Source organism: Mesorhizobium sp. 2RAF21, assembly GCF_052115345.1.
GTDB lineage: Bacteria > Pseudomonadota > Alphaproteobacteria > Rhizobiales > Rhizobiaceae > Mesorhizobium > Mesorhizobium terrae.
Genome location: NZ_JBFRGM010000024.1, coordinates 23,851 through 36,570 on the forward strand (window position 1 = coordinate 23,851; position 12,720 = coordinate 36,570).

At 60.1% G+C, this 12,720-nt stretch carries 12 protein-coding genes; 5 read left to right on the forward strand and 7 right to left on the reverse strand.

The features are described from left to right. Positions 1-55: 55 nt before the first annotated feature. Positions 56-709 carry a BON domain-containing protein gene (locus AB4136_RS28315; RefSeq protein ID WP_006023728.1) on the reverse strand — a complete coding sequence of 218 codons (654 nt, stop codon included), beginning with the start codon at positions 707-709 and terminating at the stop codon, positions 56-58. A 513-nt stretch (positions 710-1,222) separates the two neighbouring features. On the opposite strand from AB4136_RS28315, the gene AB4136_RS28320 reads away from it, so the two are divergent. Both AB4136_RS28320 and AB4136_RS28325 read left to right on the forward strand, forming a co-directional pair. Continuing rightward, positions 1,223-2,140 carry a YfdX family protein gene (locus tag AB4136_RS28320; RefSeq protein ID WP_171021011.1) on the forward strand — a complete coding sequence of 306 codons (918 nt, stop codon included), beginning with the start codon at positions 1,223-1,225 and terminating at the stop codon, positions 2,138-2,140. Positions 2,141-2,479: 339 nt separating this feature from the next. Then, positions 2,480-3,115, forward strand: coding sequence for an HdeD family acid-resistance protein (locus AB4136_RS28325; protein WP_137901552.1), 636 nt, complete (start codon positions 2,480-2,482; stop codon positions 3,113-3,115). A 31-nt stretch (positions 3,116-3,146) separates the two neighbouring features. On the opposite strand, the gene AB4136_RS28330 is transcribed toward AB4136_RS28325, so the two are convergent. Beyond that, entirely contained in the window at positions 3,147-3,425 is a 279-nt protein-coding gene (locus AB4136_RS28330; protein WP_137901553.1) for a hypothetical protein, read from the reverse strand. A gap of 261 nt (positions 3,426-3,686) precedes the next feature. On the opposite strand from AB4136_RS28330, the gene AB4136_RS28335 reads away from it, so the two are divergent. Continuing rightward, complete coding sequence (locus AB4136_RS28335; protein ID WP_441931935.1) at positions 3,687-4,016, forward strand: SDR family oxidoreductase; 330 nt, start codon at positions 3,687-3,689, stop codon at positions 4,014-4,016. Between the two features lie 133 nt (positions 4,017-4,149). Here AB4136_RS28335 and dnaK read toward each other — a convergent pair whose 3' ends face one another. The 3 genes from dnaK to AB4136_RS28350 all read right to left on the reverse strand — a co-directional run bounded on the left by dnaK (position 4,150) and on the right by AB4136_RS28350 (position 8,087). Next, the gene (gene dnaK / locus AB4136_RS28340; protein ID WP_137901555.1) at positions 4,150-6,051 is read right to left on the reverse strand and encodes a molecular chaperone DnaK; all 1,902 of its coding nucleotides are present in this window, start codon (positions 6,049-6,051) and stop codon (positions 4,150-4,152) included. 310 nt (positions 6,052-6,361) lie between these two features. After that, the gene (locus AB4136_RS28345) at positions 6,362-7,009 is read right to left on the reverse strand and encodes a hypothetical protein (protein ID WP_137901556.1); all 648 of its coding nucleotides are present in this window, start codon (positions 7,007-7,009) and stop codon (positions 6,362-6,364) included. 241 nt (positions 7,010-7,250) lie between these two features. Further along, a complete protein-coding gene (locus tag AB4136_RS28350; RefSeq protein WP_137901557.1) occupies positions 7,251-8,087 on the reverse strand; it encodes a universal stress protein in 837 nt (278 codons plus the stop codon). 394 nt (positions 8,088-8,481) lie between these two features. Here AB4136_RS28350 and AB4136_RS28355 point away from each other — a divergent pair, with 394 nt between their 5' ends. Both AB4136_RS28355 and AB4136_RS28360 read left to right on the forward strand, forming a co-directional pair. Continuing rightward, positions 8,482-9,522 (forward strand): zinc-dependent alcohol dehydrogenase family protein, encoded by a 1,041-nt coding sequence (locus AB4136_RS28355; protein WP_137901558.1) that lies wholly within the window; start codon positions 8,482-8,484, stop codon positions 9,520-9,522. 356 nt (positions 9,523-9,878) lie between these two features. Further along, positions 9,879-10,706: an aldo/keto reductase gene (locus tag AB4136_RS28360; RefSeq protein WP_137901559.1), complete on the forward strand. Its 828-nt coding sequence runs from the start codon at positions 9,879-9,881 to the stop codon at positions 10,704-10,706. Here AB4136_RS28360 and AB4136_RS28365 read toward each other — a convergent pair. Together AB4136_RS28365 and AB4136_RS28370 are read right to left on the reverse strand one after the other, a co-directional pair. Then, a complete protein-coding gene (locus AB4136_RS28365) occupies positions 10,703-12,259 on the reverse strand; it encodes an FAD-dependent monooxygenase (RefSeq protein ID WP_137901560.1) in 1,557 nt (518 codons plus the stop codon). The genes AB4136_RS28360 and AB4136_RS28365 overlap by 4 nt on opposite strands. A 282-nt stretch (positions 12,260-12,541) precedes the next feature. Beyond that, positions 12,542-12,706, reverse strand: a complete 165-nt coding sequence (locus AB4136_RS28370; protein ID WP_394016029.1) for a DUF5990 family protein — start codon at positions 12,704-12,706, stop codon at positions 12,542-12,544. Positions 12,707-12,720: the final 14 nt, after the last annotated feature.

Genomic DNA, 12,720 nt, shown 5'->3' on the forward strand with positions numbered 1-12,720 from the left:
TAAAGCGGAGAGCAGAATGCACACTTCCGCCCTCCGCTGTCTCATGTGCGCCGTTTCAAGGAGCGATGGTGATACGGTTATCGACCTTCGTGACCCCTGGCGCCCGCCATGCGGCCCGCTCGGCTTCTTGGCGCTCGGCCCAAGAGCGAACCGTGCCGGTGAGCGTGACCTCCCCCCCGCTGGCCGTCACAACGATCCGATTGGCGTCGATCTCGGCGCTACGCTTGAAGGCGTCCTCGATTTTCGATTTGATTTCGGCCGGGGCGACGCGCGGCTTCAGCGTGATCAGGTTTGAGATGCCCTTTATGCCTTTCAGCGCCCGGACCGCGCGTTCGGCGCGTGTGCGCTGGTAATCCCATTCGACGGAGCCTTCCAGCGTCGCCCAGCCGGTTTTCACCAACACCTTGACGTTTTCGTGCGCGTAAGGAAGCTCGGTCTTGATCGCGGCGACGGCTTCGCGCGCGAGTTCGGGATCGGTGCGCTGGCTTTCGGAGGGCAACCGCACTTCGATGTCGTTCGCCAGGCCGAGGACACCGGACACACGCTTTGCCGCTCGCTCTGCCTCGTACTTTTGCAGATAGCTGCGGACGAAACCCGTGAGCGTCACGACGCCGGACTTGACCGCGACGCCGATGTCGGTGGCGTCGATGTCGGGGTCCCACTTCAGCTCGAATTCCACGTCGCGCTTGATGTCACTGTCAGATCTCATTGTTCTATTTCCTTCTGCCAATTGAGCATTGCCGCGCTGCGAGGCCCCTTGTCGGTCCTCCGCAACTTACGGCGTAACCACGCTACGCCGGGCAGGGTGGCGCGCGCTGACAGGCGTCAGTTTTCGATGTGGACGCAGATTCAGCACGAAGCTGCTCTCGCGACGAACCGCCACTTGGCAGGGAAACAAACCTCCGACCTTCAGGGGCAGGCTGGCTGCAACCCCTGGAGCGACCCCTGCCACGCCTCGTGAGCGGGCCTTCGGAAACAGCCGTCCGCGCTTCGAGCGCCGTATCTCGCGAAAAACTGTCGATTGTCAGTGTCGGTCGGAGGCGGAGTTGCCATCAATGCTCTTTGTCTGCCGACAGCTCCGCGGCGCTTGCCCGCCAAGAGAAAGGGCCTGTGAGCTGGACCTGACGCATCAGGTTGCGGCCGATGTGCAGATCCGTAGCGCTTGCCCGTGCAACCGTGAGCCCGCGCTGATTCAACCACGCTGCAACAAGGGAGATCATCAATGACTACCAATCTTAAAAGTATACTGCTTTCCGCGGCGGCGCTGAGCCTGGTCGCCGCACATGGGGTTCCAGCCCGTGGGCAGGAACAGTCCCAGTCTCAGGCGAACCCGGCGCAGGAGCAATCGCCGACGGCGAAGTCAGCACAACCCGAAGTGGATGCTGACGTCGCCAAACGGGCAGACGAAGAACGCAAGAAGATCGTCGCCGACGCCGAGACCGCGCTCGACCAAACGAAGAAGGCATTGGCGCTGCTCGGCGACAAGAAGACACAAGAGGCCCTCGGGGCGCTTGAAGTCGCTACCGGGAAGCTGGAACTTATCCTGGCGCGCGACCCCAAGCTCGCACTAGCGCCGGTGGATACCGGGGTCGTCATCCGCGACCTATACGCGGATCCCAATGCCGTAAAAGACGCGATCAAGGAGGCGCGGAGACTGCTCGGCGACGGAGAAGTTCAAAAGGCACGCCCCTTGGTCAGTAACCTCGCCAGCGAGGTGGTGTTCCAGACCACGAATTTGCCACTCGCTGCCTATCCTACGGCGATCAAGTCCGCGGCCAGTCTCATCGCCAAGAGCAAGGTGGATGAAGCAAAAGACACCCTTCAGGCGGCGCTGAACACGCTGGTCATTACGGAGGTGGCCGTGCCACTGCCCGTACTGCGCGCGCAAGTTCTTTTAAAAGATGCTGAAAAGCTCGCGGAAGACGATAAGCGCTCGGAAGAGAGCAACAAATCGCTCGCCGCGCAACTCGACGAAGCCCGGAAGCAGATCAGAATGGCGGAGGCTTTGGGTTACGGCAAGAAGGCGGACTTCGAGCCGATATTCGAGCAGATCAAAGAGATCGAACAGAAGTCAAGTGGCGGGAAGAGCGGCAAGGGCTGGTTCGACAGGATCAAGAAGCAGGTCTCAGACCTGTTTTGATGCAACGTCGGCTCGGCAGACCGGGGCGCCTCCACCCGTCCTAAAATTCGTACATGGCTCGGCCGCCAGTAGCTCAAGCAGCACTTCGCTCGGACTCTGGCTCCGCGTGGAACGAGACCTCCAAATAGCTTCGAGCGGCAAACACTGCTCGAAGCGGAGGTGGCAGAGCTGCATGCCAAGGAAGCACCGAGCGGACCCATCCGCGGGATGTACTCTGGAACTAGCGATAATACGGCCGGCCAAGCGACTCCCACTCCCCGCGGATGCGGCAGCCCCGCGCAGAGTCTTGCCTAAACCCAACCGGGGAAACGTCAGGACGATGCAAAAAAGGAAATCGACATGAACCAAGACACCCTTCCCCTGCCTGCAACAGGAGTTCTGATCTGCACGTTGCAGAAAAACTGGTGGGTCTTTGTACTCCGCGGAGCTTTGGCTTTAATCATCGCCGTAATCGCTTTCGTAATGCCGGCAGACTCTCTGCTCGCGCTGACGCTCGTATTCGGTGCGTACTCCTTCGTCGACGGCGCGTTCGAACTCGTCTCCGCCATTCGACGGATCCGTAAGGAGGAACGATGGGGATGGCTTGCCTTCAGCGGCGCGCTTGGCGTCTTGACCGGCATTGTCGTGGTGGTATCGCCCTTTGTTGCCACGCTGGTGCTTGCAACGTTTCTATGGGTGAGCATTGCGTTCTGGTCGATGTTCTCAGGTGTTTTTGAAATAGCTGCTGCCATTCGCTTGAGAAACGAAATTAAGGGCGAGGTCTGGCTGTTTATCAGCGGCCTTCTTTCCGTCGCGCTCAGCATACTCGTCATTTGGCTTCTGGTGACGCGGCCGTTTGAGACCTTCCTCGCACTGGGCTGGCTGCTCGGCATCTATGCCTCGATCCTTGGGGTCGTCCTCATCACGCTCGGAGTGAAGCTGCGAAAGTCATCGGGGGCATCTACGTCTGGACGCGAAGAAGCGGCACTATTCTGAATCGCGGGCGCCGGCGGGGTGACTGGGCTTGTCAAGTATCGCCGACCGCTCCCTGAGGCTCCCCGACAAGCCAGTCGACGAAGCTGGCAGCATGCTTCCCGCTTTCGGCCTGCTGCGGGATGATTGAGACATAACCGGTCCTCGGAAAGAGGATATCCGGCAGCGGCGTCGTCAGCCGTCGACTGGCGATGTCGATCGCCAGCGTCGGTAGCGGGCCGACCCCGATGCCGAGCCCGTCTTCCACTGCCTGGCGCGTGGATCGGTCAAATATCTGGCGCGGGCGTCGGACAAGATGCGGGAGCGCCGGCATCGAGCCTGTTCGCCCAATCGCCGGGGCGGGTTTCGCTTGCGAGCAGAGTATGCCGCTCGATATCGGCGGGCTTCAGGATCGGCCGCTTCGCGAACAGCGCGGGCTCATGACCAGCGTGTCGACATCATCCAGCACCGGCACGACGCGATGTTGGCGCCACCCATCCTCCCTAACGACGCCCCGTCGGATCGATACATCGACGCCACCTCGCAATTCCTCAACGACGCACGAAATCGTCGTGACCGCCATTTCGACATCCGGATGGTCGGCACGGTAACGACCAAGCCGTGCCAGCGCATCGCCAAAGTGGTCGGGGCGCTCATCAACATCTCGTCGGCCTCGCCCCGGCTCGAAGTCCGAACGAATATGTGGACTACGCCGCCTCGAAGGCTGCCCTTCGAGAGGTTCACAACCGGCCTTGCCAAGGAGGTCGCTCGGGACGGGATACGCGTCAACTGCATCGGACCGGGGCCCGTCTACACTGGGATGCATGCCAGCGGGGGAGAGCCGGGACTAGGATCGAGACAAAGATCGATCCCCATGGGCAGGGGCGGGCAGTCCGAAGAGGTTGCGCGAGCGATCCTTGGCTAGCAAGCGCCGAGGCCTCCTTCAGCACCGGCACATTTCTCGATGTCACAGGCGGCAAGTGATCAACGGATGCGGCGATACAGGCTGCGCTTTGTAGGACCGCTTGCACGCCGCGATCCGGCGCGGCCCGCAACTGTTACGGTCGGCGTTTGTTGTTTTTGTCGTCGACTTCCTCAAAGTCAGCATCGATGACCTCATCGCTGGACTTGCTCTCTGCACCTGGGCCGCCGGCGGCACTCTCGTGGACCTTCGCTCCGAGGTTCGATGTCGCCGTCCGCAGCGCCTTCGTCTTAGCTTCGATATCCGCAACCGAGTCCGCGCCGACCGCAGACTTCAGGTCTTCAATCGCTTTCTCAAGCGCGCTCGTATCGGCGGCGGGGGTCTTGTCCCTGGAGTCACCTAGGACTTTCTGGCTCGCAGCAATCTCAGCTTCCGCCAGGTTCTTCGCCTCAACCAGGACCCGCCTCTTCTTATCGCTTTCCGCGTTCGCCTCTGCCTCCTTGATCATGCGTTCAATGTCAGCTTGTGACAGGCCGCCGGACGCTTGGATGCGAATCTGTTGTTCTTTGCCCGTCGCCTTGTCCTTAGCCGAGACGTTGACAATTCCGTTGGCGTCGATGTCGAAAGTGACCTCGACTTGCGGGAGGCCGCGAGGCGCCGGGGGGAGGCCGACGAGATCGAACTGGCCGAGCAGCTTGTTGTCGGCTGCCATTTCGCGCTCGCCCTGGAAGACACGGATCGTGACCGCAGTCTGGTTGTCCTCGGCGGTGGAGAAGATCTGGCTTTTCTTAGCCGGAATGGTGGTGTTGCGTTCGATGAGACGCGTGAACACACCCCCCAATGTTTCGATGCCAAGCGACAGCGGGGTCACGTCGAGAAGCAGCACATCCTTGACATCGCCCTGCAGCACGCCGGCCTGAACGGCGGCGCCGATCGCCACCACCTCGTCGGGATTCACGCCCTTGTGCGGCTCCTTGCCGAAGATATCGGCCACTGTCTCCTGGACCTTCGGCATGCGGGTCATACCGCCCACGAGCACGACCTCATCGATTTTCTCGGCCTTAATTTTCGCATCCTTCATTGCGTCCCGACATGGCTTTTCGGTGCGCTGAATCAGCTCATCGACCAACTCTTCCAGCTTGGCCCGCCGGAGCTTGATCTCAAGATGCTTTGGGCCGTTTTGATCAGCCGTGACGAACGGCAGGCTAATGGTGGTTTCCAGGGCCGATGAGAGTTCGATCTTTGCCTTCTCCGCCGCTTCACGTAGACGCTGAAGCGCAAGGCGGTCGTTGCGCAGATCAATTCCCTGATCCTTCTTGAATTCGCTCGCGAGCCAATCAATGATCCGCTGGTCGAAATCCTCGCCACCGAGAAACGTATCGCCGTTGGTGGCTTTCACTTCGAACACGCCGTCGCCGATCTCCAGCAGTGAGATGTCGAACGTACCGCCCCCGAGATCGTAAACCGCAATCGTGCCTGATTTCTTTTTGTCGAGACCATACGCGAGCGCAGCGGCGGTCGGTTCGTTAATGATGCGCAGAACATCGAGTCCGGCGATCTTGCCAGCGTCTTTGGTTGCTTGGCGCTGGCTATCATTGAAATACGCGGGAACGGTGATGACCGCCTTCTCGACCTTTTCGCCGAGATATGCTTCGGCCGTCTCCTTCATTTTCACGAGTATGTAAGAACTGATCTGGCTGGGGCTATACTTCTTTCCCTGCACCTCCACCCAGGCGTCGCCGTTATCCGCCCGAACGATCTTATATGGAACCAGCTTCTTGTCCTTCTCGACCATGGGGTCGTCGTAGCGACGGCCGATCAGGCGTTTGATCGCAAAGATGGTGTTTTCGGGATTTGTGACGGCCTGACGCTTGGCCGGCTGCCCTACGAGGATCTCACCCTCCTTCGAAAAGGCCACAACGGAGGGCGTGGTGCGACCACCCTCGGCATTTTCGATGACCTTGGTCTGCGAGCCCTCCATGATTGCCACACAGGAATTGGTCGTACCCAGGTCAATACCAATCACCTTGCCTGCCATACTATGTCTCCTTAGCTCGAGAACCTCGGTCTAATCCGTGCTGAGAATTATGATCTTACCCGAGACCATCGACGTTGACGGACGTCAGTCTTGCGGCACTCTCGCCATGCAGGGACAATAGTCAGGTCGACGGCGACGGCGTGCTTTCGCGGGCCGACGGCAAAATGCGCTCGCACCGCGGGAACTGACAGCTGGCAACCGGCCGATTGCTGCCTCTCCTATTCGGTGGGAACGCATCGGCCCTGTCTGGCGGATGTGTCTTCTGCCCTATGAACAGGTTCGCACTTTGGCGCTTCGGGAGCCCGGTCTCCTAACCCCGCACGTCCTTTTCGAGCCAGGGGTCCGGGTGGACATTCGCAAGCGGAACGTCCTCGAGGCGCTTCGCGATATCTATCTCATGGACACGAATCGCTTCAGCGCCAAACTTTGCTAGGATTTCCTGCGCTTCCGCTTCCTTTTCGGCCGTTCGCACGCGCACCCAGAGCACAATTCCCCCTGACATCAGCTGGAGATCGAGTTCCTCCGCCTGCCTTTTTCCGAGCAGCCGCACCGCTGCCGCGCCGACACCCGCTCCAACCGTCCCGGCGGCCATCGCAGCCGCTGCTATAACCGCGAGGCTTCCTCCGGAAGCGACGATAGACATTACTGTGGCCGCCGCGCCGACATAGAAAAGAATTCCAGCGACACCTGCGGTCGCCAATGCGAGGTCATCTCGCGCGACGAATGCACGGCGCGGTGTTCCCGGCACATCGGCAAGCTCCTCTGGTGGAATATACAGCTGGCCGAGACGGCGTCTGACGGCTTCAACTTCACCCATGATATCCACGTCTGACCGGTCGAAGCCCGCGAGCAAAAGGGATTCAATCGTGTCCTCAAGGACATCCGATTTGTGAAACACACCCGCAACCTCGCGCACCCTTCGGGTCTCGAGAATTTCTTCGTCATCAACAGTGGTCATCTCACCGCGCCTCAACCCTTATGGCAGACCTGCATTTCATTGATGCAACCCTCCGGCCTGAACCCACGACGCCGCAGGGAGGTACTCCCGACGCCCGCTATTGCTACCAATGCAAAGACGCGACAGCACATCCTATGAGTAAAGGGATGCGTGAACTACTTTGCTTGTTCACGGACGCAGCGACGCCGCGCATAGCGTTCGAAACATTCTTCAACGCGGTCGGTAGTGTACAAGGCCGTCTTCAGTGCGCCATCACAAGCGAGATCGGGCACTTACGAAGTAACCTGTATGTAGTGCCTCCGAGCAACCATTCGCGCAGGCGCGAATGACCGTAACCACCCATCACGAGCAGATCGCCCTTACGAGCGACCACTTCATGGATGAGCACTGTCGCAATGTCCTGGAACCCCTTGTGCGGAACTCGCTCCAGCGAAGCGATAATGCCATGTCTCCGGAGGTATGCGACCAGCCTGTCATCCTGCACAGCCGAGAGGATTGAATCTGTTTCGGCGCCTATGCGCAGAACAGTTACCGCTTTTGATTTTTTCAGATACGGCAAGGCCTCCGCCACTGCACGCGTTGCCTCGCGGCTCCCGTTCCAAGCGACAACTGAATGCTCAAAGCCTCCATCGAAGGTCTTCTGGTCGGCCACGAGAAAGATGTGTCGGCCCGCCTCGAATAGCGTCTCCTCGATCACGTCATGCAGCTCAATTGTACCATCATCGTCGCTCAGTCGAAGACCGACGAGCACGTCTGCGCTCCGACATTCCCGGGCGGTGAGGAACGCCCGCTCATGGGAATATGCATCGATACGACGCACCTCCGACGAAGGAGCGAGACTCTTCAGCCGCTCCTTCGTCCGCTCCTCGAATTGCCGTCCTTGTGCGCGTGCGTGTTCAAGACTCTCTGACCAGTCGGTTACGCTGGTCATGGTCTCTACGATGATCGGTTCGGGCAGAACATTGATTATCAGGCCAACAACATGCGTTTCGAAGAGTTTCGCCAAACTTTCTGCGGCTGCGAGGCGGAATTCGTCGCCACTGGTTCCGTCAACTCTGACAACCAAGACCTTTATCATTCTCGCCTCCAAGCTGTGGCAACGGTTTGACCTATGTCGACGGTCGGCCCAGTAGGATGAGACCTCGACCGTGCGAACACATTGACGCTCGTCAGCTTCGCCGCCCTTTTGCCCATGAGCGCGCCTTAAACCGCGGAAGCCCGACCATGGCCCCTCACAATCTGACGCCGCTGTTTGATTAGGACTTGCACTCGGAGGGACACCTGCGATGACTCAGGCTGGTTCTGTTCAGCGAGCCAATCTCCATTGCCGTAGCTTTTCCGATCACCAGAGCGAGACCCCGACCGTGGGTCTTGGGACTTGCTTTGGAAAAATGATCAACGTCAGTGCGTGGTGGTCGAGCCTCACCTATCCTGGCCACCGCACTTGAAGATAGTCAGACGCGGAGACCGCTGTGAAAGCTCTAATCTTTGAGGGACCGGGCCGAAAGACGTTGAAGGACCGCAACATCCCGGTGATCGACAGCGCGACCGACGCAATTGTAAGGATGACGAAGACCACAATCTGTGGCACCGATCTCCATATCCTCAAAGGAGACGTGCCGTCGTGCACTCCTGGACGTATCCTTGGCCATGAGGGCGTAGGAGTCATAGAGCAGGTTGGCGCGGGTGTAACCCAGTTCAAGAAGGGCGACTCCGTGTTGATTTCCTGCATCTCGTCCTGCGGGAAGTGCGAGTACTGCCGGCGTGGAATGTATTCTCACTGCACCACAGGAGGCTGGATCCTTGGCAATACGATCGACGGGACTCAGGCCGAGTACGTTCGTATTCCTCACGCCGACACCAGCCTTTATCCGATCCCGGACGGGGCCGACGAAGACGCCCTCGTCATGTTGAGCGACATCTTGCCGACTGGCTTCGAATGCGGTGTTCTCAACGGCAAAGTGCAACCTGGCGGGTCCGTCGCCATCGTCGGCGCCGGGCCGGTCGGATTAGCTGCGTTACTCACTGCGCAGTTCTATTCACCGGCGGAACTCATCGTCATCGATCTTGATGAGAATCGGCTGCAGGCTGCAAAGCGCTTCGGCGCGACAAACACGATAAGAGCCACTGGAGAAGAGGCGAAGCAGAGGGTCTTCGAGCTGACGGAAAACAAAGGCGTTGATACGGTCATAGAGGCAGTGGGTATCGCACCGACGTTCGAGCTGTGCCAGGAGATCGTCGCGGCCGGGGGCGTTATCGCTAATGTTGGGGTTCATGGCTTCAAGGCCGACCTGCATCTCGAGAAGCTCTGGTCTCATAATATCGCCATCACTACCCGTTTAGTGGACACGGTCAGCACGCCTATGTTGCTCAAGACGGTACGATCAGGAAAGATTGATCCTAAGCAGTTGATTACCCATCGTTTTAAGCTCGACGATATCCTTGATGCATATGACACTTTCTCGAAGGCTGAGGACACACGAGCGCTAAAGGTGATCATAGAGGCAGTCTAAGGCATGGGATCGTTGCGTCGAATTCCCCATCGGTCCAGGGCATCGAAACTATTTGGTGAGTACCGGGCCTTCGACCTCCGAACAGTGCGCGTGATCTGCCGGCTCGGAGCGTTCGCTCGTAGACTATTACTCCGATCCTGCCTCCGTCATCTGCCGAGACCTGCCATTAGGGGTTCTTACGATAAGGGAATCCCACATGTCGGGGCGAGGGTCGTAGGCGCAGTCAGTCCTCAAAAAATCGCACACACGCGGGCGCCGTCTCCAACCCAGCGTGACGGTGGTCAGTTCCCAGCCCTGCGAGATCAGTTAGCCTCAATTTGTGCGCGCTCTTGCCACCGTGCCAGTTAGGAAACCCCATGTCAGCGAGCAGGAAGACCACCTTGCCGGCGGGCGAGGCTATACCGGTGCTCGGACAAGGCACAGCTGGAATGGGGGAGCACAGCGGTTCATCTCGCGACGAGATCGCCGCGTTGAAGACGGGCATCGATCTCGGGATGACTCTAATCGACACCGCGGAGTCTTACGCAGACGGTGGAGCAGAGCAGGTGGTGGCGGAGGCGATCGACGGGCAGCGCGAGAAGGTGTTCCTTGTGAGCAAGGTTCATCCGCATCACGCTTCCCGCCTCGGTGTCGTTACGTCTTGCGAACGCAGCCTGAGAAGACTTCGTACGGACCGAATTGATCTTTTTCTGCTGCATTGGCGAGGCAACGTCCCTCTCGCCGAAACGATCGACGGCTTTGAGGCGCTCAGAAGCGCCGGGAAAATACGCTATTGGGGTGTCGGAAATTTCCTCATCCGCGATTTGAAGGACCTCGCGGCCATTCCCGTAGGAAAATTGGTGCAGGTAAATCAGATCGCCTACAATCTGTGCCGGCGAGACATCGAGTGCGACCTTCTTCCATGGTGCAGGGAGCGCGGTGTTCCGATCATGGCACACTCTCCCATCTGCGGAGGTCATCTCGCCAGGGACGGGCGGCTTGCCCGCGCGGCAGAGCGGTACGGCTGTAGCCGCGCCCAGTTGGCCCTCGCCTGGGTCTTGAGACAGGATGGAATTGTCGCGATTCCGAAAGCTGGAAACGTACGGCATGTGAGGGAGAACCGCGACGCGCTCGATCTGCGACTTGCCCCGGCAGATCTGGTTGAACTCGATCGCATCTTCGCCATGTCGCGCAGCACGACTTAGCTAGGCGGTCTGTCAGGCTCACCGAACCAGCGCTCGGCCGCCTGGCGAACGCCTTGATCGTCTGCGGCGCTCTCAATCGCCGAGGCAACCATACCATCGGGACGGATGAGGATGGCGCGCAATCCCAGCCGGTTCTCGGCGTCGCCCGAAATGTAGTTGAACCGCCCCTGCCAGCGGCCGGCCAGCAGCCGTAGCGGCGCGCCTGGAGCAAAATCCAGCAGCAGGCCACGGCCGTCCTGCAGGAGCTTCCCGACCCTCGTTCCATCGATCAGAGTGAAATCGGGAGCGCTCCGGCCCACCAAAGGGTGATCGCCGCCGAGATCGTAGCGCAGCGACGGGCCCCATATCTTTTCGGCGAAGTAGGTCGCGCCGTCACGCGTTCCGATGAGATCGCGGATGATAGATTCGAGCGCTCGGGTGCTCGGAGTAGGGCGCATGAGCGCGACCTGCGCGCGGGACCAGTCGAGAATCCGCGCGCCCTCGGGATGGCGTTCAGCGAAATAGCTGTCGAGCAATCCGGCCGGCGCGCGCCCATGGATAGTGGCCGCCAGCTTCCAGCCCAGGTTTGTTGCGTCGCCGAGGCCTAGATTAAGACCCTGACCGCCCAGCGGCGAATGCGTGTGCGCGGCGTCGCCGGCAAGCATCACCCGTCCGTTGCGGTAGGCCGTCGCCTGGCGGGCTCGGTCTGTCCATGTGGTCGCGAGCCGGAGGGCGGTCAAGGTGACGTCGGCGCCGGAGATCCCGCGCAAAACAACCTGCACGTGCTCCATCGTGATCGGCTGTGTGCGGTGGAAGGCGCCGCGATCGAAGTCGACCATCGCGATCGTGCCGGGCTGCGCGTAGGTGTACATGCCCGTCCGCGTATAGGTACGTCCGACGCGGAGCGTCTCCGGGTTTGCCAGTTCCACCTCGACCGAGTAGCCGGTGAATTCGGGATCGGTGCCGGCGAATTCGAAGCCGCCAGCCTTGCGCACGGCGCTGCGCCCGCCATCGCAGCCCACTAGCCATCGCGAGTGGAAGGTCTGGCCGCCAGCGCGGACGATCACGGTGTTGTCGGTTTGGTCGAAAGCTTCGACGCCGACGCCACGCTGGATCTCCGCCCCCATCGCGGTCGCCCGGGCAGCGAGGACGGTTTCCAGGGACTGCATGTCCACGGCTAGATTGACCCCGGCCAGACTCGGCAGGCGGTATGTCCACCGCGAGACGTCGATGTCCTCGTGAAAGAACTGGATGCCGGCGAAATGGCCGGCAGGCCGGCGCTGCTGTTGTTGCTGCATCCAATGCGCGAAGGCCTTGGTGGCGCCCGAGGCATTGTTCGCTTGGCTCGCCTCCCTGACGTCGTCGAGCAGGCCGCGGCGATCGAGGACCTCAAGGGTCGGCGCGGACAGACCGCGCATTCCGAACGGCAATGCCTTCAAAGGAGACAGCGGATCGGCAGCCTGCTCCAGGACAAGGACAGAGACGCCTGCGAGACGCAACTCGCAGGCAAGGAAGAGCCCGACCGGGCCGCCGCCGGCGATTACGACTTCGTAGATGGGTTGGGAATTGGGCATGAAACGCTCCTGTGTCGATCACGTTCGACCTGAGCGTTCCTCGAACGAGCGACCTCACGGACGAACAATCGGGACGCCGGGGAGCGTCCCATGCTCGTCGTGGGGATCTCCGACACGAGGCCAAAGACCAGAGCTTTCGTTACCGAAAGGACTTGGGCTTACCAAACCAAGTCTGCCTTTTCCGACACCGGCTGGATAGCGTCTTGGCGATCAATCCGCAACAGACCGAGATGATGTCTCAGCTTGAATTACGGCTCGTGACCCATGAGCCTTTCGCCTTCATCACTCGACGATGCGCCGCCCCGCTGGCCGCACCGTGGCGCAGGTAACGGTTCCGTCGTTATCGGTGCCAATGGCACATGTTGGCATGACAGCTCCGCTATTGGCGGCACGATCCGGCCGGTCATTTCCAATGTCGTCGATGTCGATCTTCATCCTGCAAACCAGGCAGGAGCGGAATC

Bases quoted from the DNA above. Each gene is read 5' to 3' on its own strand.
- AB4136_RS28345 (WP_137901556.1), bottom strand. From the start codon at position 7,009: ATGACCACTGTTGATGACGAAGAAATTCTCGAGACCCGAAGGGTGCGC.
- AB4136_RS28360 (WP_137901559.1), top strand. From the start codon at position 9,879: ATGTCAGCGAGCAGGAAGACCACCTTGCCGGCGGGCGAGGCTATACCG.
- AB4136_RS28350 (WP_137901557.1), bottom strand. From the start codon at position 8,087: ATGATAAAGGTCTTGGTTGTCAGAGTTGACGGAACCAGTGGCGACGAA.
- AB4136_RS28325 (WP_137901552.1), top strand. From the start codon at position 2,480: ATGAACCAAGACACCCTTCCCCTGCCTGCAACAGGAGTTCTGATCTGC.
- AB4136_RS28335 (WP_441931935.1), top strand. From the start codon at position 3,687: ATGGTCGGCACGGTAACGACCAAGCCGTGCCAGCGCATCGCCAAAGTG.
- AB4136_RS28315 (WP_006023728.1), bottom strand. From the start codon at position 709: ATGAGATCTGACAGTGACATCAAGCGCGACGTGGAATTCGAGCTGAAG.
- dnaK (WP_137901555.1), bottom strand. From the start codon at position 6,051: ATGGCAGGCAAGGTGATTGGTATTGACCTGGGTACGACCAATTCCTGT.
- AB4136_RS28320 (WP_171021011.1), top strand. From the start codon at position 1,223: ATGACTACCAATCTTAAAAGTATACTGCTTTCCGCGGCGGCGCTGAGC.
- AB4136_RS28365 (WP_137901560.1), bottom strand. From the start codon at position 12,259: ATGCCCAATTCCCAACCCATCTACGAAGTCGTAATCGCCGGCGGCGGC.
- AB4136_RS28330 (WP_137901553.1), bottom strand. From the start codon at position 3,425: ATGCCGGCGCTCCCGCATCTTGTCCGACGCCCGCGCCAGATATTTGAC.